The following is a 22,593-nucleotide window of genomic DNA, read 5'->3' as shown; positions in this document are numbered from 1 at the left end:
GTGACCGCATCATCGTGGCTGCTGGTGGCCTTCCCGGCTCTCGGCGCCCTGATCCTGCTGCTGGCGGGCAAGCGCGCCAAGGCCTGGGGGCATCTGCTCGGCTCGGCCACCGTCACGCTGGCCTTCGTCTACGGCTTGATCCTGTTCTTCTCCGCGAACACGGGCACCACGACGGACACCAAGCTGTACTCGTGGATCCCGGCCGGCGCGCTGCAGATCGACTTCGGGCTCCGGATCGACGCGCTGTCGCTGACGTTCGTGCTGCTCATCACCGGCGTCGGCATGCTGATCCACTTCTACTCGATCGGCTACATGGCCGACGACGAGGGCCGGTACCGCTTCTTCGCGTACCTGAACCTCTTCGTCGCGTCGATGCTGATCCTGGTGCTGGGCAACAGCTTCGTGACGCTGTACCTGGGCTGGGAAGGCGTGGGTCTCGCGTCCTACCTGCTCATCGGCTGGTACCAGGGCCGCCCGTCCGCCGCCACCGCGGCGAAGAAGGCGTTCCTGATGAACCGCGTCGGCGACGTCGGGCTCGCGCTGGCCATCTTCATCATGTTCAAGTACGCGGGCTCCACCGGCTACGCGCAGGTCTTCCAGGCGGTCGGCGACGGCAAGTTCTCGCCGGGCGCGATCACCGCGATGGCGCTCCTGCTCCTGCTGGGCGCCTGCGGTAAGTCCGGCCAGTTCCCGCTGCAGGCCTGGCTCCCGGACGCGATGGAGGGCCCGACCCCGGTCTCGGCCCTGATCCACGCGGCGACGATGGTGACCGCCGGTGTCTACCTGGTGGCCCGCTCGAAGGACATCTTCAACGCCACCGAGGACGGCCGGCTGATCGTCACGCTGGTCGGCACGGTGACGCTGCTGCTCGGGTGCATCATCGGCTGTGCGTACGACGACATCAAGAAGGTCCTCGCGTACTCCACGGTCAGCCAGATCGGCTACATGATGCTGGCCGTGGGCCTCGGGCCGATCGCGTACGCGCTGGGCATCATGCACCTGGTCGCGCACGGCTTCTTCAAGGCCGGGCTGTTCCTCGGCGCCGGGTCGGTCATGCACGGCATGAACGACGAGGTCGACATGCGGAAGTTCGGCGGGCTGCGCAAGCACATGCCGATCACCTTCATCACCTTCGGCCTCGGCTACCTGGCCCTGATCGGCATCCCGCCGCTGTCGGGTTTCTTCACCAAGGACGCGATCATCGAAGCGGCGTTCGGCCAGGGCGGCTGGCGCGGCTGGGTGATGGGCGGGGCGGCGCTGCTCGGCGCCGGGCTCACCGCCTTCTACATGACCCGCCTGATGGTGATGACGTTCTTCGGCAAGGAGCGCTGGAAGGACATCAAGTCCAGCGATGGGCGGGACTTCCACCCGCACGAGTCCAAGTCGGTCATGTGGATCCCGATGGCGGTCCTGGCCATCGGCTCGGTCGGCGCGGGCGCGTTCTTCGCACTCGGCCACCGCTTCAGCGACTGGCTGACGCCGTCGGTCGGCAAACTGGAGGAAGCGCACCACGCGCCGTTCGACGCCTGGGTGATTTCGGCCGCCGCGATCGTGTTCTCGGTGCTGGGCGTGCTGATCGCGATCCTGATCTTCCGCCGTGACGTCCCGGTCGAGCAGCCCCAGCGGGTCTCGTTCGTGACCCGGGCGGCGCGCAAGGACCTGTACGGCAACGCCCTCAACGAGACGCTGGTCGCCCGCCCGGGCACCTGGCTCTCGCGGGCGCTGGTGTTCGTCGACAACCGCGGCGTCGACGGCGCGGTCAACGGCCTGGCCGCCGGTCTCGGCGGCGGGTCCGGCCGGCTGCGGCGGCTCCAGACCGGTTTCGTCCGGTCCTACGCGCTGTCGATGCTGGGCGGCACGTTCCTGCTTCTGGCGGCTCTCCTGCTGGTGAGGTTCTCCTGATGACCTGGTTGCTCATCCTCATCCTGGTGCCGCTCGCCGGCTCCCTGGTGCTGGCGTTCCTCAAGGGGAACGACCGCGCCGCGGTGCTGGCCGCGCTGGCGTTCTCGATCCTCGAGCTCCTGCTCGTGATCCCGTTCTGGCTCAGCTACTCGCCTTCGGGCGCGCGGCTGCAGATGACGTCGAGCTTCGACTGGATCCCCAGCTTCGGCGTGCACATCTCGTTCGGCGTCGACGGCATCGCGCTGGTCATGATCGCGGTGATCGCGCTGCTGGTGCCGATCGTCGTCGGCGGGCTCGGCACGATGGACAAGCTCCCGGCGGGGCGCAGCGCGGGCGGGTTCCTGTCGCTGATCCTGCTGCAGGAGGCGCTCACGATCGGCGTGTTCGCCGCGACCGACGTCTTCCTGTTCTACGTGCTGTTCGAAATCATGCTGATCCCGATGTACTTCCTCATCGGCGGCTACGGCGGCGCGAACCGGCAGTACGCGGCGGTGAAGTTCTTCCTGTACTCGTTCCTCGGCGGCCTGATCATGCTGGCGTCGGCGATCGGGGCGTACTCGCTCGCGAAGGACAAGCTCGGGCACGGCACGTTCGACTGGGCCACGCTGGTGACGGTGGTGCGCGACGCGCCGCTGTCCACGCAGATCTGGCTGTTCCTCGGGTTCTTCCTGGCGTTTGCGATCAAGGCGCCGCTGGTGCCGTTCCACACCTGGCTCCCGGACGCGGCGGGGGAGGCGCCGATCGGCGTCGCCGTCCTGCTGGTCGGCGTGCTGGACAAGGTCGGCACGTTCGGGTTCCTGCGCTACTGCCTGCCGATGTTCCCGGACGCCAGCAAGGCCCTGGCGCCACTGGTGCTGGTGCTCTCGGTGATCGGCGTCCTGTACGGATCGATCCTCGCGGCCGGGCAGCGGGACATGAAGCGGTTCATCGCCTACGTGTCCATCGCGCACTTCGGCTTCATCTCGCTGGGCATCTTCGCGTTCAACGAGCAGGCGATGGTCGGCTCGGCGACGTACATGCTCAACCACAGCCTGGCGACGGGCATGCTGATCGTGGTGATCGGCCTGGTGATCGCGCGCGGCGGGTCGTCTCGCATTTCGGACTACGGCGGCATGGCGAAGGTGACCCCGCTGCTGGCGGGCCTGTTCCTCCTCGCCGGTCTGTCCACCTTGTCCTTGCCGGGCACCAACTCCTTCGTTTCGGAGTTCCTGGTGCTCATCGGGTCCTTCGTGGACCAGCCGGTGTACACGATCCTGGCCACGGTGGGCATGGTCCTGGCCGCGGCGTACGTCCTGTGGCTCTACCAGCGGGTCTTCCAGGGGCCGGTCCGCGGTGATGCTGTGTTGTCACCGGCCCCGACGGGGCCTCCCACCCCGACCAGCGTGGAGTCGGGCGGCGCTGTAACCACGGCGATCGCGCCGGAACTGGGCGCGAAGAAGGCCATCACCGACCTGAACGGCCGGGAGATCGCGATCCTCGCGCCGCTGGTCGTGCTGATCATCGTCCTCGGCTTCTACCCGAAGCCGGTGCTCGACACAGTCACCCCGACGGTGCAGCAGACGCTGTCCGCGGTCCAGGGAGGCAAGTAAAGGTGCTCGACATCCTCCTGACCCAGGCCCCGGAGCCGCCGGTGCAGGTGCCGTCGGTCAACTACGCGGCCGTGCTGCCGGTGCTGATCGTCTTCGGCGCGGCGTGCGTCAGCGTGCTGGTCGAGGCGTTCGCGGCGAAGCGGTCCCGGTTCGGCATCCAGGTCGGCTTGAGCCTGGCGGCGATCGTCGCGGCCGGCGTCAGCCTGATCATCTACGCCACGGGCAACGCGCCCGCCGGCGGCGTCACGACGTTCAGCGGCGCGATCTCGATCGACCGGCCGGCATTGTTCCTCTGGGGCACGCTGCTGGCGCTGGCGGTCGGCGCGGTGCTGCTGATCTCCGACCGCGTGGTCGAGCCGGGCGGCGCGCTCGTCGCCCAGGCGGGCATCCGCCCGGGCACGGTCCAGGACCGCGCCCAGACGGCGACGGTCATGCAGACCGAGGTCTTCCCGCTGACGTTGTTCGCGCTCGGCGGCATGATGGCGTTCACCGCGGCGAACGACCTGCTGACGATGTTCATCGCGCTGGAAGTGCTGTCGCTGCCGCTGTACCTGATGTGCGGCCTCGCGCGTCGTCGCCGGCTCCTCTCGCAGGAGGCGGCGGTCAAGTACTTCCTGCTCGGAGCGTTCTCGTCGGCGTTCTTCCTGTACGGGCTGGCGTTGCTGTACGGCTACGCGAACTCGGTGAAGCTGGGTGACATCGCGGCCGCCGCGGCCGGTTCGGACCGCTCGGACACGCTGCTGTTCGCCGGACTGGGTCTGCTGGTGGTCGGCCTGCTGTTCAAGGGTTCGGTCGGCCCGTTCCACACGTGGACCCCGGACGTGTACCAGGGAGCCCCGACGCCGGTGACGGCGTTCATGGCGGCGTGCACGAAGGTCGCGGCGTTCGGCGGGATCCTGCGGGTGCTGTCGGTGGCGTTCTCGTCGACTTCGTGGGAGTGGCGCGGGGTCCTCTGGGGCGTGGCGATCATCTCGATGGTGATCGGCGCGGTGCTGGGCCTGACGCAGACCGACGTCAAGCGCATGGTGGCGTACTCGTCGATCGCCCACGCGGGCTTCCTGCTGGTCGGCGCGATCGCGATGACTAAGGACGGCCTCTCGAGCACGCTGTTTTACCTGCTGGCGTACGGCTTCACGACGCTGGCGGCGTTCGGCGTGATCAGCCTGGTGCGCGATTCCTCGGGCGAGGCGACGCACCTCTCGGCGTGGGCGGGTCTGGCCAAGCGATCGCCTCTGGTGGCGGGTGTCTTCACGTTCTTGCTCTTGGCGTTGGCGGGGATTCCGTTGACGTCCGGTTTTGTGGGCAAGTTCGTGGTGTTCTCGGCGGCGCTGTCGGACGGAATGGCGCCGCTGGTGGTGATCGCCCTGGTGTTCAGCGCGGTGGCGGCGTTCTTCTACCTCCGGGTGATCGTGTTGATGTACTTCTCCGAGCCGGCGGCGGACGGCCCTTCGGTGTCGGTCCCGGGTTTCGGCACGGGAACGGCGATCTTCCTCGGCACGGCGGTCACGTTGGTGCTGGGCTTGGTCCCGGCCTTCGCCCTCGGCTGGGCCGGTTCGGGCGGGTTCGCTTTCTGACGTTTGTGTTTGTGGCCGCCACTCCCTCTTTATGAGGGGGTGGCGGCTTTCAGTTTGTGGCTGAGGTTCTTGTTTTCCCCGGGCAGAACGCTGATGTAACCGTCGTCGACAGCGATCCCGACGCGGCCGGCTTTCAGATCGAGGTAGCTGACGGTTTTGCCTTCGGTTTGGAGCTGCCCCACGCCGTAATGAGGTTGCTGGAAGAGGGCGTCGAGTTCCTGCGCTTCCCGGCTGCGGGCGGGGGCGTCGTCGAAGATGTCACTCGCCGGCGGGTCCCGGAAGTCCCCTTGCGGCAGCGAGAAGGGCTTGATGGCGGCCGGTGGGCATTCGGGCAGAAGGGCCACGAGGGCGTCGGCGGGGTGGGCGTCGTCGATGCCGGCGAGTTCAACTTGCGCACCCCGGCAAACGACGCTGACTTTGGAGTGGCCCTTGACGGCTACGAGTACCCCGATTTGTTCGGTGGTGTTTCGAGCGTAGGCGACGAATTTCTTCGCGGGCTGGTCGATGAGGTGGAGGACGTCTTCGAATTCGGGGGTGAAGCCGTCACCTTGGGTGAAGCCGTAGGGGCTGAGTTCTTCGAAGGCTTCGCGGGTGATTTGTTGTTTCGCGGACGGCGGGACGTAGCGGAGGCCGCCGGCGAAGACGGGGTGCGGGTCGCCGCATCCGACGTTGCGCATGGCGGTGAGCAGGGTGTTCAGCGAGAAGGTGGATTTCATCGTTTCTTGTTCTCACCGATGACCGGGGGCATGGGTTTCTCGATGAAGCCGCCGAAGGTCTCGTCGGGGTCCGGGTTTTGGAGGTAGGGCGCTTTTTTCTTTTCGCGGTCTTCTTCTTTGCCGCCGCGTCCGGGCATCGGAGTGCCCATGGGGAGGCCGTTGGCACCCCGGGGGCCGGCGGAGCCGCGGGCGGGGTTGGGAAGCCGTTCCTCGGGAAGGCGAGCCCCAGTGCTGCTTCCGGGGGCGCGGGGGCCGGGCGGGTTCGGTTTGCTGCCTGTGCCTGTGCCTGTGCCGGGTCCGGTTCCTGGGTTGGTTCCCGTCGGGTATCCACCGCCGGCGTAGGGGCCGGTCCCGGGTCCGAAACCGCCGGGCCAGTTGGTCCCGCTGCCAGGCAGGTTGCTGACAGGCTGCCCGGTGGGCCCGAACTCATACCCACCCTGAGCGGCGGGCTTGGGGAGGTAGCTGTTGGCGTGGGTGGTGTCGGGGTTTGTGCTTCCGGGCCTTACGTGGTTCTGGGCCGGGTCCTGGCTAGTGCCTTGGGTCCGGCGCTGGTCGGTGACTGGATTAGTGACCTGGGTTTGCCCTGGCCGGACGGTCTGCCGGTCCTGTGAGGGAACTTGAGTTTGCCGCGGGTTCCGCGTCCACTCGCCGGTATCGGTGGATTGGGTCTTCCAGTCGACCGTCCGGTCGGTCTGATCGGTCCGGTCGGCGGCGGCGGGGTCAGTCAGGGAGCCGGGAGCCCCGGAGTCGGCGAGTTGCGCGTACCGCGCGGGCATCTGCCCACCATTGGCGGTACTGGCGGAGTGGTAGGCGCTGAAGGCATCGATGTTGGCTTGGCTGTCAGCCTGCCACCCGGCAACTTTGGTGTGGTAGGAATCCCACCCTTTACCGGTGATGACATTGAGAACATCATCGGTCCCCAATTCCGGCGGCTGGGGAGCAACGGGCTTGACAGAGTGTTTGGCGGTCCCAAAGGCATCCATCTGAGCCCCAACAGCGGTCTGCGCATTCTTGAGATGAACAGCATCATCAGCGGCGGCATGCACAAGGGGAAGCGTGGCATCGGCAGCGGAGTCCCCGGCATCGCCCCGCCAGCCGGACATGGTCTTGGCCCGGAGGGCGCTGATCCGCTGAGCCCGCTCAACCATCCGATTGGTCAAGTCGATGGCACCCTCTTGTGCGCCGGCGAGCGAATCGCTGCCATTGCCACCAGTAACCTGTTCGTATATCTGAGCTGCCGTCAACGGCATTTCGGTGACCATCAGCGCGCCTTCCGAAGATTGTCCAGCACCTTTGCCGCTACGTCGTGAGCGGCCGCGCAGGGATCCTTCTTGCCGACTTTGGCTTCAGACAAAGATATCGATATGTCGACTTGCTGAGTATCGCTCGTGCCGAGCGCGAGCAGGCAGCGCCCTCTCGTGCTCCTTTCGTCGATTTGGCCGAAGGCGACTGTCGGGTACCCGTCTATTGGCTCAAGCGGCTCGAAGAATGGATATACGGTGTCTTTCGCGCGGTAAATACCAGTCAGGCCGAGCCGGGTGGTCTTGAAGTAGGTCACTCCTACGCCAGCCTGGGAAACGGCGGGAACGTTCCACCGGCAAGTGGGGCCGGCCTCATCGTCGACAGCAGGATTTGTCGTGACGTCCGGGCCGAGGAGCTCTTTACTCTGCTCCGGAGTCAAAGAGTCGCACGGAAGTTGCTGAAAATGGCTGATGTCGATCGGGTTGTCGACCTTCGGCACGCCGGCGCCAGGCAAAGTGTCATCTGGCGGCGAAGCCGTCGTCGACTGGCTCTCCCGGCTCGATGGCAATGCGGTGCCGTCTGTTCGACCGGTGCAAGCGGTCAAGACCAGCAGGGATGTGCCGAGCAGAAAGGCCATTCCGCGCATCACAGCGATCCTCCGGTCTGCCTGATGGCAGAGCTGTGTGCGTCCTCGGTCGCCGCGTACTTGCCGAGAGCCACTTCGAATTTTCTGGCCATCGTCCGGCAGTATCGTTCCCGCTCGTCGAGCGTCACCAATAAGGCTCGGCCGGAGGTTCGGATTTGCTCGGCGTTGCCCTCGCTCGCGTACTCGAGTCCCGGTGCCTGCGCCTGAGCCATCAGTTGCGCGCGTTGTAGGTCGTCACGGAACTCGTTCGCCAGGTCGTTCCACTCACGCATCAGCTCACGAAGCGTCTCCACGTCGTACTCAAAGCCCGCACCCCCAGCAACCCCGCCCCCATAAGACCCAGCCCGCGGGATCCCATTAGGCCCTGGCAGCTCCCAATCCGCACCCGGATCGTAAACCGGCGGCTCAGACACACCACACCACCGAAACAGTCGTCATCAGCTCTCCCCTAGCTTGCAGTGTGCTCCACCCCGAGCACCCTGCGTATCCGACGTCTCGCACCCTACCAGGGTTCCCGCCTCGAAAAACAAAGGTCACAAGGGCCGCGGCTGTCCTCTCGGCGGTGTCCCACGCCGCGGCCCTCGTGACGTCTATGGGGTTGGGGAACAGCTCGTCCGGCCCAACGTCACCTGGCCGCTCATGCCCGACTCGGGCAGGAAATCGATGCGCAGCATCGTCAAACCGACGCTTCCGTCGCCCGGGAGTTCCTGGGTGTTGAATACCGCGTTCGCCAGCGCCGTTCCGTCCGCCTTCTTGATCGGCGACACATATCCCGCCGGCACCGGGTTCGGCGGGTTCTGAATCCCCGACAGCCCGCCGAACGTCCAGTTCGCGCTCGTCTGCGTCTGCGTTGCGTCGCACGTCACCGTGAAACTCGACAGCCTCACCCTCGGTCCGCCCGCGCTCGTCAACGCCGACAGTTCGAAGTTCTTGCCCGTTGCCGTCGACCTCGCCGTTGTGCACGACGATGTGCCGCCGCCGAAGGTGATGCCCGGCCTCGAGACCGCCTCGGCCGTTGCGCTCGTCGGGCCGGCGATCGAACAAGCGCCCTGGGGTGGGACCTCGATCTTCGAGCCCTCCTTCGTGAACTCCGCCCACCCGATGTTCGCCATACCCGGCAAACCGACCGAAGCCGCCGAAGCGGGCGAAACAGCCGAAGTAACCAGGCCCGTCACCGCCAAAGCCGTGACGATGGTGCTGCGCATCTCACTGTCTCCTCGCCGCCGGAGAGCGGCCGTCTTGGCGGCTCTTCCAGGACTGAATATCCGCTCGCCGGAGACCTGCGTTGCGCCCGGAAACTGCGATCACCCTTTCGAGGATCGCCAACCACCCGGTGGGTGGCGGTGGGCGGTGTCATGTTCGTCACCGTTTCCGCAGGACAGCGGGTAAACGACGACGCGACGTAGCCACTACGCTCAAGGGACAACCCGAGGTGCACGAGTAGAGCGGAGCCGACGTGTCTGTGCCTTCCCCAGCCCCCGGGGCGGGATCCCTCCCCGCTGCGCCGGGTGGCGCCCTCGACGACCTGCGGGCGTCGGTCGGCCTGCAGATCGCCGACGAGACCCTGCTGCGCTCCATCGCCGGCGGGCTGACCGAGGTCGAGAAGCTGCTGCGTGAAGTCGTCCGCAGCGACGTCCAGGCCGTCAACGACGCCGCGTTGCACCTGGTCGAGGCCGGGGGCAAACGCTTCCGTCCGCTTTTCACCCTCCTGTCGGCGCAGTTCGGGCCCAAGCAGGACGACCACGTCATCATCGCCGCCGCCGCGGTCGAGCTGGTGCACCTGGCCACGCTCTACCACGACGACGTCATGGACGAGGCCACCATGCGGCGCGGCGCCGAGAGCGTCAACGCCCGCTGGGACAACACCATCGCCATCCTCACCGGCGACTTCCTCTTCGCGCACGCTTCGCGGCTCGTCGCCGACCTCGGCACGGATGCCGCGCGGATCATCGCCGAGACCTTCGGCGAGCTGGTCACCGGGCAGATGCGCGAGACCGTCGGCCCCGGCCCGGGTGACGACGCCGTCGCGCACTACCTCACCGTCATCGCCCAGAAGACCGGCTCGCTGATCGCCACGTCCGGCCGCTTCGGCGGCATGATGTCCGGCGCCGCCCAGGAGCACATCGAGGCGCTGCGCCGGTTCGGCGACATCATCGGCACCGCCTTCCAGATCTCCGACGACATCATCGACATCGCCTCGCCGTCCGACGAGCTCGGCAAGGCGCAGGGCACCGACCTGCGCGAAGGCGTCCGGACGCTGCCCATGCTGTACGCGCTCGCCGACCCGGGTACCGACCCCCGGCTGACGCAGCTGCTGTCCGGTCCGATCGCCGAAGACGATCTCGTCCAGGAGGCGCTGGAGCTGCTGCGGGTCAGTAGCGGACTCGATCGAGCACGCGTCACCCTCTCCGACTACGCTCAGCGCGCGCGAGCCGAGCTCACCGCGCTGCCCGCCTCACCCGCCAGGGACGCGTGCGAGTCGGTCGCCGACTACCTGGTCGCGCGCACGCGCTGAAGCACTAACAGGGGCAGGGAAAGATGTCCATATTCGGACAGGTCTGGCTGTGGAGCCTCGCCGCGTTCTTCGTCGGTGTCCTCCTCACCTGGCTCGTGCTCGTGCTGCCGCTCCGCAAGAGCGTCCGCCGGCTGGAGAGCTCGCTCGCGCAGGCCCACGCCGACGCCGCGCGCACCCCGGCGAACGCGGCCGCGGTGAACGCCACCGCGGAGGTGTTCCGGCGGCCCGAGCTGGAGCCGACCCGCCAGGAGACCTCCTACCCCGGCACGCTGGTCGCCGCGCCGCCGATCCACCGCGACGACGTCCACGACGACATCGACGAGGACTTCGCCGAGCTGGACGCCCAGGTGCCGTCGCGGATGCCGCCGGCGCCGGAGCCGGAGCCGGTCCACCAGCCGGAGCCGGAGCCCGCGGAAGACGACCCGTACCGGAGCGCGGCCTCCCAATTCCTGACGCCGGAGGACGAGCCGGAACCGGACGACCCCTACCGCGCCACCGCGACGCAGTACCTGGCCCCGGTCGGGGACTCGTTCGACGACGAGGCGGACCCCGAGACCCAGGCGCTGCCGCGGCTCGAGCAGCAGGTCGGCCCGAACCCGGCGGGCTCGCTGTTCCGGCCCCCATCCGGCGAGCCGGCGCCCGCGCCCGAGCCGGACTGGTTCGACCACGAGCCGCCGTCCCAGCGGTCGGCGTTCGAGGAGCCGGTGGAGCGCACGCGGTACATCGGCGAGCACCCCGGTTCGGTTCGCGAGGCCGAGCCGGACGACGACGAGCCGGACGACGACGACCTGCCGCAGTACGCGTTCGGTGGCGACATCGGCGACGCCGAGCCGGACGTGCCGCCGGAGACCCCGGCCGAGGCGACGCAGGTGCTGCCGAAGCGCCGGCGGCGGGAGGCGGTGCGCGGCGGGTTCGACGCGCCGCAGCCGATCCAGCCGTCGATGCGCACGGTCGAGCGCCGCGAGCCCGACGTCTCCGGCGCGCACAGCGGCTCGCTGTTCGAGCCGTCGGTGCAGCCGAACCAGGCGGCCGCCGCGGTCGCGGCGCCGGAGCCGCCGCCCGCCCGCCAGGCGGCGGGCGACTCGGTGCCGCCGGGTCCGTTCGGCCCGGGTTCGGCGATGCCGCGCCCCGGTGGCGGGGCACCCAGCGACAGCTTCGCCGTGAAGGCCAGCGTCACGGCTTTGCGGTACTGCACCAAGGAATCGGCGCAGTTCCCCAAGATGGTCGCCGAGGTGTGGTTCCGGACGGCGGAGGACGCCGAGCGGGTCGGGTTCCGGCCGCTCAGCTGACGTCAGGCCGGACGGCCTGACGTCCGGGACAAATGTCCTGAGATCAACGTGGCCCGAAACGCCGAAGGCCGCCATGCCCCGGGCATGGCGGCCTTCGAAAAGCTGCGGGTTACGCGACCGTCCAGGTGTCCTTGCCGCGCAGCAGGGCCTGCAGGTCCGGGGTGCGGGCCGCGCGGGCCTCCTCGACCTGGGCGCGGGCGCCGTCGTCGTACGTCGGGCGCTCGACCTGGCGGAGGATGCCCGTCGGGACGTGGTTGAGGTTCTGGTCGCCCAGGCGCGACAGCGCGAACGCGTACGACGTGTCCAAGATCGACGGGTCGTGCACCACGATGTCGTCTTCGCCGATGTCCGCGACCTTGGCGACGTCCAGGCCGCCCCAGTCGCCGCGCTTGACGCCGAACTCCTGGTTCGGGCCGAAGCGGATCGGCTCGCCCGCGCGCAGCGGGATCAGCCGGGCGGCGGCCTCGTCGGCGTCCTTGAGGACGTCGAACGCGCCGTCGTTGAAGATCGGGCAGTTCTGGTAGATCTCCACCAGTGCCGACCCGCGGTGCTGCGCCGCGGCCTGCAGGACCTCGGTGAGGCCCTTGCGGTCGGAGTCCATCGCCCGGCCCACGAACGACGCCTCCGCGCCGATCGCCAGCGACAGCGGGTTGAACGGCGTGTCCACCGAACCCATCGGCGTCGACTTCGTGACCATGCCCTGCCCGGACGTGGGGGAGTACTGGCCCTTGGTCAGCCCGTAGATCCGGTTGTTGAACAGCAGGATCTTGATGTTCACGTTGCGCCGCAGCGCGTGGATCAGGTGGTTGCCGCCGATGGACAGCGCGTCGCCGTCACCGGTGACGACCCACACCGACAGGTCCGGCCGGGTGGTGGCCAGTCCGGTCGCGATCGACGGCGCGCGGCCGTGGATCGAGTGCATGCCGTAGGTGTTCAGGTAGTACGGGAACCGCGACGAGCAGCCGATGCCCGAGATGAACACGATGTTCTCGCGCTTGAGGCCCAGCGTCGGCAGGAACGACTGGACCGCGTTCAGCACGACGTAGTCGCCGCAGCCGGGACACCAGCGGACTTCCTGGTCGGACTTGTAGTCCTTGGCCTTCTGCGGCTCTTCGGTCGTCGGCACAAGGTCGAGGCCGCCGACGGTCGGGAGCCCGATGTCGATCGCGGTCATTTTGCCGCCTCCGTAGTAACGCCGGTGATGATCTCCGAGAACAGGTTCTGCAGCTCTTCGGCCTTGAACGCCATCCCGGCGACCTTGGTGTGCGAGTGGACGTCCACCAGGTACTTCGCCCGCAGCAGCAGCGACAGCTGGCCGAGGTTCATCTCCGGCACCACGACCTTGTCGTAGCTGCGCAGGATGTCGCCGAGGTTGGCCGGCAGCGGGTTGAGGTGCCGCAGGTGCGCCTGCGCGATCGGCAGGCCGAGCTTGCGCACGCGGCGGCAGGCCGCGCCGATCGGGCCGAACGAGCTGCCCCAGCCGAGCGCGAGCACGCGGGCCTTGCCGCCGCTCGGGTCGTCGACGACGAGATCGGGGACGTCGATGCCGTCGATCTTCGCCTGCCGCAGCCGGACCATCTTGTCGTGGTTGTCCGGGTCGTAGGAGATGTGGCCGGTCTTGTCGGCCTTCTCCAGCCCGCCGATGCGATGCTGCAGCCCGGGTGTGCCCGGGATCGCCCAGGCACGGGCGAGGGTCTCGGGGTCGCGGACGTACGGCCAGAACTCGCCGGAGTCGTTCTCGGCGTTGGGCTCGGTCGCGAACTCGACCCGCAGGTCGGGCAGCGACCCGACGTCCGGGATCAGCCACGGTTCGGAGCCGTTCGCGATCGCGCCATCGGAGAGCAGCAGCACCGGCGTGCGGTACTTCAGCGCGATCCGGGTCGCCTCGACGGCCGCGTCGAAGCAGTCCGCGGGCGACAGCGGCGCGACGATCGGCACCGGCGACTCGCCGTTGCGGCCGAACATCGCCTGCAGCAGGTCGGCCTGCTCGGTCTTGGTCGGCAGGCCGGTGGACGGGCCGCCGCGCTGGACGTCGATGACGACCAGCGGCAGCTCCACCATCACGCCGAGGCCGACGGCTTCGGACTTCAGCGCGACACCCGGCCCGGACGTCGAGGTGACGCCGAGCGCGCCGCCGTAGGACGCGCCGAGCGCGGCGCCGATGCCGGCGATCTCGTCCTCGGCCTGGAAGGTGATGATGCCGAAGTTCTTGTGCTTGGACAGCTCGTGGAGGATGTCCGACGCCGGCGTGATCGGGTAGGTGCCGAGCAGGATCTGCAGGCCCGAGCGCTGCCCGGCGGCGACGAGCCCGTAGGCCAGCGCGGTGTTGCCGGTGATCTGCCGGTAGGTGCCCTGGGTCAGCTTCGCCGGGGCGACCTGGAAGGTCGTCGCGAAGGACTCGGTGGTCTCGCCGTAGTTCCAGCCCGCGCGGAAGGCGAGGATGTTCGCTTCGGCGATGTCCGGCTTCTTCGCGAACTTCTCGCGCAGGAACCGCTCGGTGCCCTCGGTCGGCCGGTGGTACATCCACGACAGCAGGCCGAGCGCGAACATGTTCTTGCAGCGCTCGGCGTCCTTCTTGCCGAGGCCGGTGTCCGCGAGCGCGCCCTGGGTCAGGGTCGACATGGCGACCCGGTGCACCTGGTACGCCTCGAGCGTGTCGTCCTCCAGCGGGTCGCTCGCGTAGCCGACCTTGACGAGGTTGCGCTTGATGAAGTCGTCGGTGTTGAGGATGATCGTGCCGCCGTGCGGGACGTCGGCGAGGTTCGCCTTCAGCGCGGCCGGGTTCATCGCCACCAGCACGTCTGGCCGGTCGCCGGGGGTGAGGATGTCGTAGTCGGCGAAGTGCACCTGGAAGCTCGAGACGCCGGGGATCGTGCCCTGTGGCGCGCGGATCTCGGCGGGGAAGTTCGGCATCGTGGACAGGTCGTTGCCGAACGCGGCGGCCTCGGACGTGAACCGGTCGCCGGTCAGCTGCATGCCGTCACCGGAGTCGCCCGCGAACCGGATGACCACCCGGTCCAGCTTGCTGACCTCGGTCGGCCTGGTTGCGGCGAGCGAGCCGTGGCCAGCGCCGTTGCCGTTCGCACTCGTGCTCATGGGTCAGGGATTCCCTCTCTCCCGACGGTACGGCTTCCGTTCGCCTGCCGGTGCCGCGGCTGCGTTCACCAGGTCTACTCCCGAGGTTAGCTCGCCCTCAACACCGATGTTGGTAGTGTCCCGGGTGTTGGACGACCTCTTCGGTGCGGTCCCCTGTTTCTCCGGCAAGAACGCCAAATACCTGTAACCGATGGTAACGGGCAGCTGCGCTGGTGCGCTGTGATGCCTGTCTCCCGGAGGGTAGGGCCACCGGCTTGAGTCACGGCCGAGAACGGATCCGGTCCCGCAGCAGGGAAAGCCGTTCGGCGAACTCCGGTGACGCCAGCGAGGCCAGCTGCGGCCGGATCTCGACGTCGACGGCTTCGCTGTGCCGGGCCAGGCCGGCGGTGGTGCGGAGACTGCGCTTGGTGGCGATCAACGCTTCGCGCGGGGCAGCCACGGCGGGGTGAGCGAGCTCACGCGCGGCCGTCAGCAGTTCGTCATGACCGCCGTCGACGATCCGGAGCGCCAGCCCGGCGCGCACCGCGGCTTCGGCGTCGAGGGGCTCGCCGAACAACGTCATCGCGGCGGCCTGCTGCGGGCCGGCCAGCCGCTGCGTCATCCAGGTCATCCCGCCGCCGGGGTGCAGCCCGAGTTCGAGGAACCGGGCGACGAACTTCGCCCGCGGTCCGGCCAGCCGGACGTCGGCGGCGAGGGCGAGGTTCAGCCCGGCCCCGACCGCGGCCCCGCCGACGGCGGCGATCGTCGGCAGCGCGCACCGGGCCACGGCGAGGAAGCCCTCGTAGACGGCGCGCAGGCCGGCCTCGTCGGCCTCGGCGAGCGTGGACAGGTCGGCCCCGGCGCAGAAGGCGGGCGGCGTCCCCGTGACGACGACGGCGTGCACCGACTCGTCCCGTTCCGCGGCGTCGACGGCGGCCGCGAGCTGCGCGGAGAGGTCGAGGGTCAGCGCGTTGCGGCTGCCGGGAGCGTCGACGGTCAGCAGGGCGACGCCGCCGGAGTGCTCGCTGACGATGCGGTCGGTCATGCGGCCCAGCGTGGCACGGTCCGGTATTACTGGACGCATGGGGGAAGTGGTGGGCGCGCTGGTCAAGGGGATCATCGTGCTGGCTGGCAACCTGCTGACGATGATCGACACGGTCGAGCTGTTCGGCGGCCGCCGCCGCCGGGCCCGCGCTGCGGCCGCGGCGCGCGGGGAGGTCGTGGAGTACCCGTGCGTGCTGCGCGACGAGGAGCTGACCGGCGGCCGCGAGCGGCGAGGGTGGCTGGTGGCCGGCGACGGCCCGGTGCGGTGGCGTTCGTTGCGCGAGGAGCCGGTGGTGTTCGAGCCGGGGGAGCTGACGATGCAGGCGGTCGACCGCCAGGCGGTGACGTTCCACGCCGCCGGTGGCCGGACGGAGCTGCGGCTGCACCCGGACGAGGCCCCGGCGGTGCTGCGGGCGCTGGGCGGCTGAGGTCGCGCCTCCGGCCCCGATGACCAGCTTATCGGCGAGGGCCGACAGTTTCGCGCGCCCGCAGCCCGCAGCCGCCCCTCAGCCGTGCCGGGCCGGCCGGTAGGTCAGCACCTGGGTGTGGCCGTCGAAGGTCCGGGCTTCGAGCAGTTCGAGGTCGAAGTCGTCCACGCCGGCGAAGACCCGGTCCACGCCGGTCTTCCCGGAGAGCACCGGGAAGACCGTCACCTCGACGGTGTCGACCAGACCGGCGTTGAGCAGCGCGCGGTTGAGCGTCAGGCTCCCGTGGGAGCGCAGCGGCACGTCGGATTCGGCCTTGAGCCGCGAGACGACCTCGAGCGGATCGCCGGCCTCGATGGTCGTGCCCGGCCAGCCGAGCGGTTCGGTGAGCCGGCGGGAGAGCACCGTGACGGGGGAGGCGAACATGCGCGTGATCCACTCGTCGAACCGGCTGCGATCGAAGCCCGCGCGCAGGAACGGCGCGTTGGACGCGTAGGTCTTGGCCCCGAGCACCATGCGGAACGGGTCGCGGTGTGCGGCGGCGCGGTGCGCGAGGAATTCGGGACCCTGCTTGCCCCAGTAGCCGCCCCAGTCGCCGTTGTGGTTGGCGAAGCCGTCGAGCGTGGAGAAGACGTCGAAGGTGTAGGTGGCGGTCATGGTGGCTCCTCGCGGGGCAGTCGGTCGTGCCTGGCGGCACCTCACCCCGGCCACGAACGCCACCGGCCCGATCCGACAACCGCCTCCGAAGTTTTCTCGACTCCGCCCGGAGACGTCACTGCTCCGGCGTCGGCGGCCGCTCCAGCAGCCGTGAGAGCACCACCGTCGACACCGTCCGGTCCACGATCTCCAGCCCGCGCAGCCGCTCCAGCGCCGTCTCCAGGTGGTGGATGTCCGCCGCCCGCAGGTGGACGATCGCGTCCGCCGCTCCCGACACCGTGTACGCGGCCACCACCTCCGGGAGCGGCTCCAAACGCGCCCGGATGCGGGCCGGGGTGATGTTGCCCTGGCACGTGACCTCGACGAACGCCTCCGTGCCCCAGCCCAGTGCCTCCGGGTCGACCACCGCCGTGAAACCCCGCAGGATCCCCGTCTCGAGCAGCCGGTCGACGCGCCTCTTCACCGCCGGGGCGGACAGGCCGACCACCTTGCCGATCTCCGCGTAGCTGGAGCGCGCGTTCGCCACGAGGCACGAAACGATTCGCTGGTCGATGGTGTTCACACGCAACATCTAGCACAGATACGCGCAGCGAACAGCGATTGATTGCGATATTAGGCGCCCCTTACCCTGCAATCATGCAGGCGATGCGCGTACCGACCACCCGTCGATACCTGATGTGCCCCCCGCGCTTCTTCGCGGTGGACTACGTGATCAACCCCTGGATGGACCCCACCCAGCCGGTCAGCGCCGACGTCGCCGTCGCGCAGTGGACCGAGCTGCGCGACACCTACCGCCGCCTCGGCCACACCGTCGAGGAGATCGAGCCCCAGCCCGGCCTGCCGGACATGGTCTTCGCCGCCAACTCCGGCACCGTGGTCGACGGCCGCGTGCTCGGCTCGCGGTTCCGGGCCCCGCAGCGCGCCGCGGAGGCCGAGCACTTCCGCCGCTGGTTCGTCGAGCACGGCTACCGCGACATCACCATGCCGGAGAAGATCAACGAGGCCGAAGGCGACTTCGCCTGGACCGGCACCCTGCTGCTCGCCGGCACCGGCTTCCGCACCGACCCGGCCGCGCACGCCGAGGCGCAGGAGGTCCTCGGGGTCCCGGTCGTCTCGCTGCAGCTGGTCGACCCGCGCTACTACCACCTCGACACGGCGCTGTTCGTGCTCGCCGAGGCGACGGACACGACGCGCGCGCAGATCGTCTACTACCCGGACGCCTTCTCGGCCGGCTCGCGCCGCGTGCTGGAGCGCGTGTTCCCGGACGCCGTCCTCGCCACGAAGGAAGACGCCGAGTGCTTCGGCCTCAACGGCGTCTCCGACGGCCGCAATGTCGTCCTGCCGGTGGAGGCGAGCCGTTTGGGTGAACTTCTCCGGGGGCGGGGGTTCGACCCGGTCTACGTCGACATCTCTGAGCTGCGAAAAGCCGGCGGCGGGCCGAAGTGCTGCACGCTGGAAATCCGCAAAGGCTGAACAACGGCGAAAAAGGTGTAACTCACCCGTTTGCCATGGCGATTAATCGAAGTAACAAATCGACTACTCGCGGTGGCAGGCGGTGGGAGCGGTGACGGTGATCCTCGCCGTGCACGGGGTCGGCCGGCCGGTGCGCACGCTCGACCCGGGCGAGGACGACCGCTGGCTGACCGTCGAGCAGTTCGAGCGCGTGCTCGACGTCGCCGCGGACCGCGAAGACGTCCACCTCACCTTCGACGACGGCAACGACTCCGACGTCGAGATCGTGCTGCCGCGGCTGGCCGACCGCGGGCTGACGGCGGAGTTCTTCCCCCTCGCCGGCCGCCTCGGCCAGCGCGGCTACCTCGACCGCGAGGGGCTGCGCGAACTCGTGCGGGCCGGGATGGAGATCGGCTCGCACGGCTGGGAGCCACGCGACTGGCGGCGGCTCGACGACCGGCACGCCGATCGCGAGCTGAAGGACGCGCCGAAGCTGCTCGGCGACCTCTGCGGCCGGCCGGTGCGGCGGTACTCCCTGCCGTTCGGCGCCTACGACCGGCGGGTGCTCGCGCGGCTGCGGCAGGCCGGCGCCACCCGCGTCTACACCAGCGACGGCGGGGCGGCCCGCCAGGACCGCTGGCTGCAGGCGCGCACCGAGCTCCCGCACGACCTCGACGGCGACTGGCTCGACGGCGTGCTCGCCGGGTCCCGGCGGGCGCCGCACTGGACGAACCGCCTGTTCCACCGCACCGCTCGCTGAACCGTCGTGAGTGGTAAGGCGGGTTAGAACCCGCCTTAACACTCACGACCCTCGTGCGGACGTCGGCCGGGGTGTTCCGGCGAACGGGACACCGCCTTCCGCGCACCCGCACCGGTGAGCAGCCTTTTCGTCAACTCCGGCCGGGTGATGGGAAATTCACGGACGCGGAGGGCTTGAACGCGCCCCGGCGCGAGGTGCATCCTGGTGCCCCGCCGCCGTAAGGAAAGTTTCCTAACTAAAGGGAGCACCAGGAATGCGGAAACTGATCCTGCTCGCGACGCTCGCGCTCGCCGCGGCCACGCTGCCGTCGGCCATCGCGTCGGCGTCACCGGCCCCGGCCGCCTCGCCCGCCACCGTCGAAGCCGCCCCCACCGCGGCCCAGCTGCTCGCCAAGACAACCGGCTGCAACCAGATTTCGAACGGCAAGTACAAGACCGACGAAGACGTTTCGAGCAAGACGGTCGCGGTCTGCGACGCCAACGGCGCGGTCTTCTGGAAAGCCGACATGGACATCGACTGCGACGGCCAGCGCACCACGCAGTGCAACGAGGACACCGACTGCTGCTTCCAGGACGACACGGCGTTCCACCAGTCCGACGGCAAGCCGCTCAACGCCGCGAAGCTGCCCTACATCGTCGTGCCGAGCTCCAGCAGCATCTGGAAGTACTCCTCCTCCGGCCTCAAGGGCGGCGGTTCCTGCGCGGTCATCTACAACGGCAAGGTCGAGTACACGGTCATCGGGGACACCGGGCCGTCGCAGATCATCGGCGAAGCTTCCTACGCGACGGCGAAGGACCTCGGCATCAACCCGGACCCGTCCAACGGCGGCACCGACTCCGGCGTGACGTACATCTGCTTCAAGAACTCGACGGTCTCGCCGATCGAGAACCACGCCAACGCGGTGAGCAAGGGGCAGAGCCTCGCGACCACCTTCGTCAACAACAACTGACGCGACCGATTCACGATCCGGCGGCGGACCGGGGTTCTTGTCCACGGTCCGCCGCCGGATCGAGACGCAATTCTCCCGCAAAACCCTTGCGGCTCACCGCAGTCTCACGCCTTCCCCCGTTCGCCGTGCCGGCGGTAACGATCCAGGGGCGCCCGCCGACCAACTTGAGGGTCGCGCGGAATAGCGGAGGTTTGGCGTGAAGATCAGTGTCTTCGGGCTCGGTTACGTCGGTTGTGTTTCCGCCGCGTGCCTGGCGGGGCAGGGGCACCGGGTGGTCGGCGTGGACGTCAACCCGGTGAAGATCGACCTCATCACCCAGGGCAACGCCCCGGTGGTCGAGGAGCGGATCGGCGAGCTGACCGCCGACGTCGTCGCGAGCGGCGCGCTGAGAGCCACGACCGACGTCGCCGAAGCCGTCGCCGACAGCGAAATCTCGCTGATCTGCGTCGGGACGCCGTCGGCGCCGAACGGCAGCCTTTCCACGGTCTACCTCGAGCGCGTGGCCGAAGAAATCGGCGAAGCGCTCGCGAAGAAGAGCGAGCGGCACACCGTCGTCTTCCGCAGCACGATGCTGCCCGGCACCTGCCTCGACCTGCTGGTCCCGATCCTGGAGAAGGCCTCCGGCCGCACGGCCGGGGTCGATTTCGGCGTCGCGGTGAACCCCGAGTTCCTGCGCGAGGGCACCAGCGTCCGCGACTTCTTCGACCCGCCGAAGACGGTGATCGGCGAGATCGACGAAGCCAGCGGCGACGCCGTCGCGGCGTTGTACGACGGCCTGCCCGGTCCCGTTTTCCGCGTGCCCATCCCGGTCGCGGAAATGACCAAGTACGCCGACAACTCCTTCCACGGCTTGAAGATCGGCTTCGCGAACGAGCTCGGCTCGATCTGCCGGGCGCTCGGCCTCGACTCGCACGAGGTGATCGAGGTCTTCCTCGCCGACACCAAGCTCAACATCAGCCCCGCCTACCTCAAGCCGGGGTTCGCCTTCGGCGGTTCGTGCCTGCCGAAGGACCTGCGCGGGCTCGTCTACGCCGCGCACCGCGCCGACGTCAGCGTGCCGATCCTGTCGCACGTGCTGGCGTCGAACGACGAGCACCTGCAGCGGGCGTTCGACCTGGTCGCGCGCACCGGCAAGCGCAAGGTCGGGCTGTTCGGGCTGTCGTTCAAGCCGGGCACCGACGACCTGCGCGAGTCCCCGCTGGTCGAGCTGGCCGAGAAGCTGCTCGGCAAGGGCTTCGACCTGAAGATCTACGACGCCAACGTCAGCCTCTCGCGGCTGATGGGCGCCAACCGCGAGTACATCGAGGGCCGGCTCCCGCACCTCGGCCAGCTGCTGGCCGGGACCGTCGAAGAAGTCATGGACCACGCCGAGGTCCTGCTCGTCGGCACCAAGGACCCGGACGTGCTGGCGGCCCTGCCGCACGGCCGGGCGATCGTCGACCTCGTCCGCCTGCCCGACGCCGCGACGCGTCGCCTTGAAGAGGGATACGCCGGCCTTGCCTGGTAAAGCGCTCATCCTCGTCGAAAACCTGTCCGTTCCCTTCGACCGGCGGGTCTGGCAGGAGTCCACCACCCTGCGCGACGCCGGGTGGGAAGTCCACGTGATCTGCCCGCAGGGCACAAAACGCGACACCGAGGCCGAAGCCGTCGTCGACGGCGTCCACATCCACCGCTATCCGCTCCAGGCGGCGACCGGCGGCCCCGCCGGCTACCTGCAGGAATACGGCAGCGCGCTGTGGCACACGCTGCGGCTGGCCCGCAAGGTCGGGCCGGTCGACGTCGTGCACGCCTGCAACCCGCCGGACCTGCTGTACCTGGTCGCGAAGTACCTCAAGCGCCACGGCGCGAAGTTCATCTTCGACCAGCACGACCTGTGTCCGGAGCTGTACCTGTCGCGGTTCGACCGCGGGCAGGACCTCCTCTACCGCGGGGTCTGCGCCCTCGAACGCGCCACCTACCGCGCCGCCGACGTCGTGATCTCGACGAACGAGAGCTACCGGCAGGTCGCCCGGATCCGCGGCGGCAAGAAGCCCGAGGACGTCTTCGTGGTGCGCAGCGCCCCGGTCGTCGAGCGGTTCCACGAGGTGCCGGCCGAGCCCGAGCTGAAGAAGGGCAAGCCGTACCTGCTCGCCTACCTCGGCGTGATGGGCCCGCAGGACGGCGTCGACTACGCCCTGCGCGCGCTCGCGAAGCTGCGTGACGAGGTCGGCCGCACCGACTGGCACGCGGTCTTCGTCGGCTCCGGCGACGCCTTCGACGACATGGTTGCGCTGTCGGCGAAGCTCGGGCTGGCCAACCAGGTCGAGTTCACCGGCCGGATCTCCGACGAGGACCTGGTCCGCTACCTGTCCACCGCCGACGTCTGCCTGTCGCCGGACCCGCTGAACCCGCTCAACGACGTCTCCACGATGAACAAGGTCATGGAGTACATGGCGATGAGCAAGCCGATCGTCTCGTTTGAGCTGCGGGAAGCGCGGGTGTCCGCCGGTGACGCGGCGGTCTACGCCCCGGCGAACGACGAATCGGCGTTCGCGAAGCTCGTCGCCCAGCTGCTCGACGACCCGGAGGAACGGGCCCGGATGGGCAAGCTCGGCCAGGCCAGGGTCGCTGGTGCGCTCTCGTGGGAGAACTCGGCGAAGAACCTGCTCGCCGCGTATGAGCACGCCGTGAAGTCTTGATCGCCATTCGGTCAAGAAGTCACCCGGACGTGTAACCAATGCTCCCGGTCCGACGACGGTTGGGGTAACCGGCCGATCAA

The 22,593-nt window shown here is 68.9% G+C and carries 22 protein-coding genes; 12 read left to right on the top strand and 10 right to left on the bottom strand.

The window, feature by feature from the left end:
• Genes nuoL through nuoN form a run of 3 tightly spaced genes read left to right on the top strand, consistent with a single transcriptional unit; the run spans nt 1 to nt 5,065 of the window.
• Complete coding sequence (nuoL, locus tag Q5425_RS42555; protein WP_308678122.1) at nt 1-1,902, top strand: NADH-quinone oxidoreductase subunit L; 1,902 nt, start codon at nt 1-3, stop codon at nt 1,900-1,902.
• A complete protein-coding gene (locus Q5425_RS42550) occupies nt 1,902-3,491 on the top strand; it encodes an NADH-quinone oxidoreductase subunit M (protein ID WP_308678121.1) in 1,590 nt (529 codons plus the stop codon). The genes nuoL and Q5425_RS42550 overlap by 1 nt, the downstream gene beginning before the upstream one ends.
• A 2-nt stretch (nt 3,492-3,493) precedes the next feature.
• On the top strand, nt 3,494-5,065 hold the full coding sequence (gene nuoN / locus Q5425_RS42545) for an NADH-quinone oxidoreductase subunit NuoN (protein ID WP_308678120.1): 1,572 nt from the start codon (nt 3,494-3,496) through the stop codon (nt 5,063-5,065).
• 29 nt (nt 5,066-5,094) lie between these two features.
• Here the strand turns inward: nuoN and Q5425_RS42540 are convergent, their stop codons facing one another.
• The 5 genes from Q5425_RS42540 to Q5425_RS42520 all read right to left on the bottom strand — a co-directional run bounded on the left by Q5425_RS42540 (nt 5,095) and on the right by Q5425_RS42520 (nt 8,535).
• Nucleotides 5,095-5,781, bottom strand: coding sequence for an ESX secretion-associated protein EspG (locus Q5425_RS42540; RefSeq protein WP_308678119.1), 687 nt, complete (start codon nt 5,779-5,781; stop codon nt 5,095-5,097).
• Nucleotides 5,778-7,043 (bottom strand): hypothetical protein, encoded by a 1,266-nt coding sequence (locus Q5425_RS42535; protein WP_308678118.1) that lies wholly within the window; start codon nt 7,041-7,043, stop codon nt 5,778-5,780. Before Q5425_RS42535 ends, Q5425_RS42540 begins: the two co-directional genes overlap by 4 nt.
• The gene (locus Q5425_RS42530) at nt 7,043-7,669 is read right to left on the bottom strand and encodes a DUF3558 domain-containing protein (protein ID WP_308678117.1); all 627 of its coding nucleotides are present in this window, start codon (nt 7,667-7,669) and stop codon (nt 7,043-7,045) included. The genes Q5425_RS42535 and Q5425_RS42530 overlap by 1 nt, the downstream gene beginning before the upstream one ends.
• Entirely contained in the window at nt 7,669-7,962 is a 294-nt protein-coding gene (locus Q5425_RS42525; protein WP_308678116.1) for a hypothetical protein, read from the bottom strand. The genes Q5425_RS42530 and Q5425_RS42525 overlap by 1 nt, the downstream gene beginning before the upstream one ends.
• 297 nt (nt 7,963-8,259) lie before the next feature.
• Nucleotides 8,260-8,535, bottom strand: a complete 276-nt coding sequence (locus Q5425_RS42520) for a hypothetical protein (protein WP_308678115.1) — start codon at nt 8,533-8,535, stop codon at nt 8,260-8,262.
• A gap of 1 nt (nt 8,536) precedes the next feature.
• Between Q5425_RS42520 and Q5425_RS42515 the strand changes: the two genes are divergently transcribed.
• The 3 genes from Q5425_RS42515 (at nt 8,537) to Q5425_RS42505 (ending at nt 11,473) form a co-directional block, all read left to right on the top strand.
• Nucleotides 8,537-9,058 carry a hypothetical protein gene (locus Q5425_RS42515; protein ID WP_308678114.1) on the top strand — a complete coding sequence of 174 codons (522 nt, stop codon included), beginning with the start codon at nt 8,537-8,539 and terminating at the stop codon, nt 9,056-9,058.
• 73 nt (nt 9,059-9,131) lie between these two features.
• Complete coding sequence (locus tag Q5425_RS42510; RefSeq protein WP_308678214.1) at nt 9,132-10,184, top strand: polyprenyl synthetase family protein; 1,053 nt, start codon at nt 9,132-9,134, stop codon at nt 10,182-10,184.
• 23 nt (nt 10,185-10,207) lie between these two features.
• The gene (locus Q5425_RS42505; protein WP_308678113.1) at nt 10,208-11,473 is read left to right on the top strand and encodes a hypothetical protein; all 1,266 of its coding nucleotides are present in this window, start codon (nt 10,208-10,210) and stop codon (nt 11,471-11,473) included.
• Nucleotides 11,474-11,582: 109 nt separating this feature from the next.
• On the opposite strand, the gene Q5425_RS42500 is transcribed toward Q5425_RS42505, so the two are convergent.
• The 3 genes from Q5425_RS42500 to Q5425_RS42490 form a co-directional block, all read right to left on the bottom strand.
• Nucleotides 11,583-12,647 carry a 2-oxoacid:ferredoxin oxidoreductase subunit beta gene (locus Q5425_RS42500; protein ID WP_308678112.1) on the bottom strand — a complete coding sequence of 355 codons (1,065 nt, stop codon included), beginning with the start codon at nt 12,645-12,647 and terminating at the stop codon, nt 11,583-11,585.
• On the bottom strand, nt 12,644-14,569 hold the full coding sequence (locus tag Q5425_RS42495; protein ID WP_308678111.1) for a 2-oxoacid:acceptor oxidoreductase subunit alpha: 1,926 nt from the start codon (nt 14,567-14,569) through the stop codon (nt 12,644-12,646). The genes Q5425_RS42500 and Q5425_RS42495 overlap by 4 nt, the downstream gene beginning before the upstream one ends.
• Nucleotides 14,570-14,828: 259 nt before the next feature.
• On the bottom strand, nt 14,829-15,593 hold the full coding sequence (locus Q5425_RS42490) for an enoyl-CoA hydratase (RefSeq protein ID WP_308678110.1): 765 nt from the start codon (nt 15,591-15,593) through the stop codon (nt 14,829-14,831).
• A gap of 37 nt (nt 15,594-15,630) precedes the next feature.
• Between Q5425_RS42490 and Q5425_RS42485 the strand changes: the two genes are divergently transcribed.
• Entirely contained in the window at nt 15,631-16,020 is a 390-nt protein-coding gene (locus Q5425_RS42485) for a hypothetical protein (RefSeq protein WP_308678109.1), read from the top strand.
• 78 nt (nt 16,021-16,098) lie between these two features.
• Here the strand turns inward: Q5425_RS42485 and Q5425_RS42480 are convergent, their stop codons facing one another.
• Nucleotides 16,099-16,674 (bottom strand): dihydrofolate reductase family protein, encoded by a 576-nt coding sequence (locus tag Q5425_RS42480; protein WP_308678108.1) that lies wholly within the window; start codon nt 16,672-16,674, stop codon nt 16,099-16,101.
• Nucleotides 16,675-16,789: 115 nt separating this feature from the next.
• On the bottom strand, nt 16,790-17,236 hold the full coding sequence (locus tag Q5425_RS42475; protein ID WP_033261465.1) for an Lrp/AsnC family transcriptional regulator: 447 nt from the start codon (nt 17,234-17,236) through the stop codon (nt 16,790-16,792).
• 83 nt (nt 17,237-17,319) lie between these two features.
• Here Q5425_RS42475 and ddaH point away from each other — a divergent pair, with 83 nt between their 5' ends.
• The 5 genes from ddaH (at nt 17,320) to Q5425_RS42450 (ending at nt 22,513) form a co-directional block, all read left to right on the top strand.
• Nucleotides 17,320-18,147 (top strand): dimethylargininase, encoded by an 828-nt coding sequence (gene ddaH, locus Q5425_RS42470; protein WP_308678213.1) that lies wholly within the window; start codon nt 17,320-17,322, stop codon nt 18,145-18,147.
• 82 nt (nt 18,148-18,229) lie between these two features.
• Nucleotides 18,230-18,886 carry a polysaccharide deacetylase family protein gene (locus Q5425_RS42465; protein WP_308678107.1) on the top strand — a complete coding sequence of 219 codons (657 nt, stop codon included), beginning with the start codon at nt 18,230-18,232 and terminating at the stop codon, nt 18,884-18,886.
• A 253-nt stretch (nt 18,887-19,139) separates the two neighbouring features.
• The gene (locus Q5425_RS42460) at nt 19,140-19,835 is read left to right on the top strand and encodes a glycoside hydrolase family 75 protein (protein WP_308678106.1); all 696 of its coding nucleotides are present in this window, start codon (nt 19,140-19,142) and stop codon (nt 19,833-19,835) included.
• A gap of 196 nt (nt 19,836-20,031) precedes the next feature.
• Nucleotides 20,032-21,342 (top strand): nucleotide sugar dehydrogenase, encoded by a 1,311-nt coding sequence (locus Q5425_RS42455; protein WP_308678105.1) that lies wholly within the window; start codon nt 20,032-20,034, stop codon nt 21,340-21,342.
• Nucleotides 21,332-22,513, top strand: a complete 1,182-nt coding sequence (locus Q5425_RS42450; protein ID WP_308678104.1) for a glycosyltransferase family 4 protein — start codon at nt 21,332-21,334, stop codon at nt 22,511-22,513. The genes Q5425_RS42455 and Q5425_RS42450 overlap by 11 nt, the downstream gene beginning before the upstream one ends.
• Nucleotides 22,514-22,593 lie beyond the last annotated feature (80 nt).

This window comes from Amycolatopsis sp. A133 (assembly GCF_031082405.1).
GTDB lineage: Bacteria > Actinomycetota > Actinomycetes > Mycobacteriales > Pseudonocardiaceae > Amycolatopsis.
This window is presented reverse-complemented; position numbering and strand designations above follow the sequence as displayed.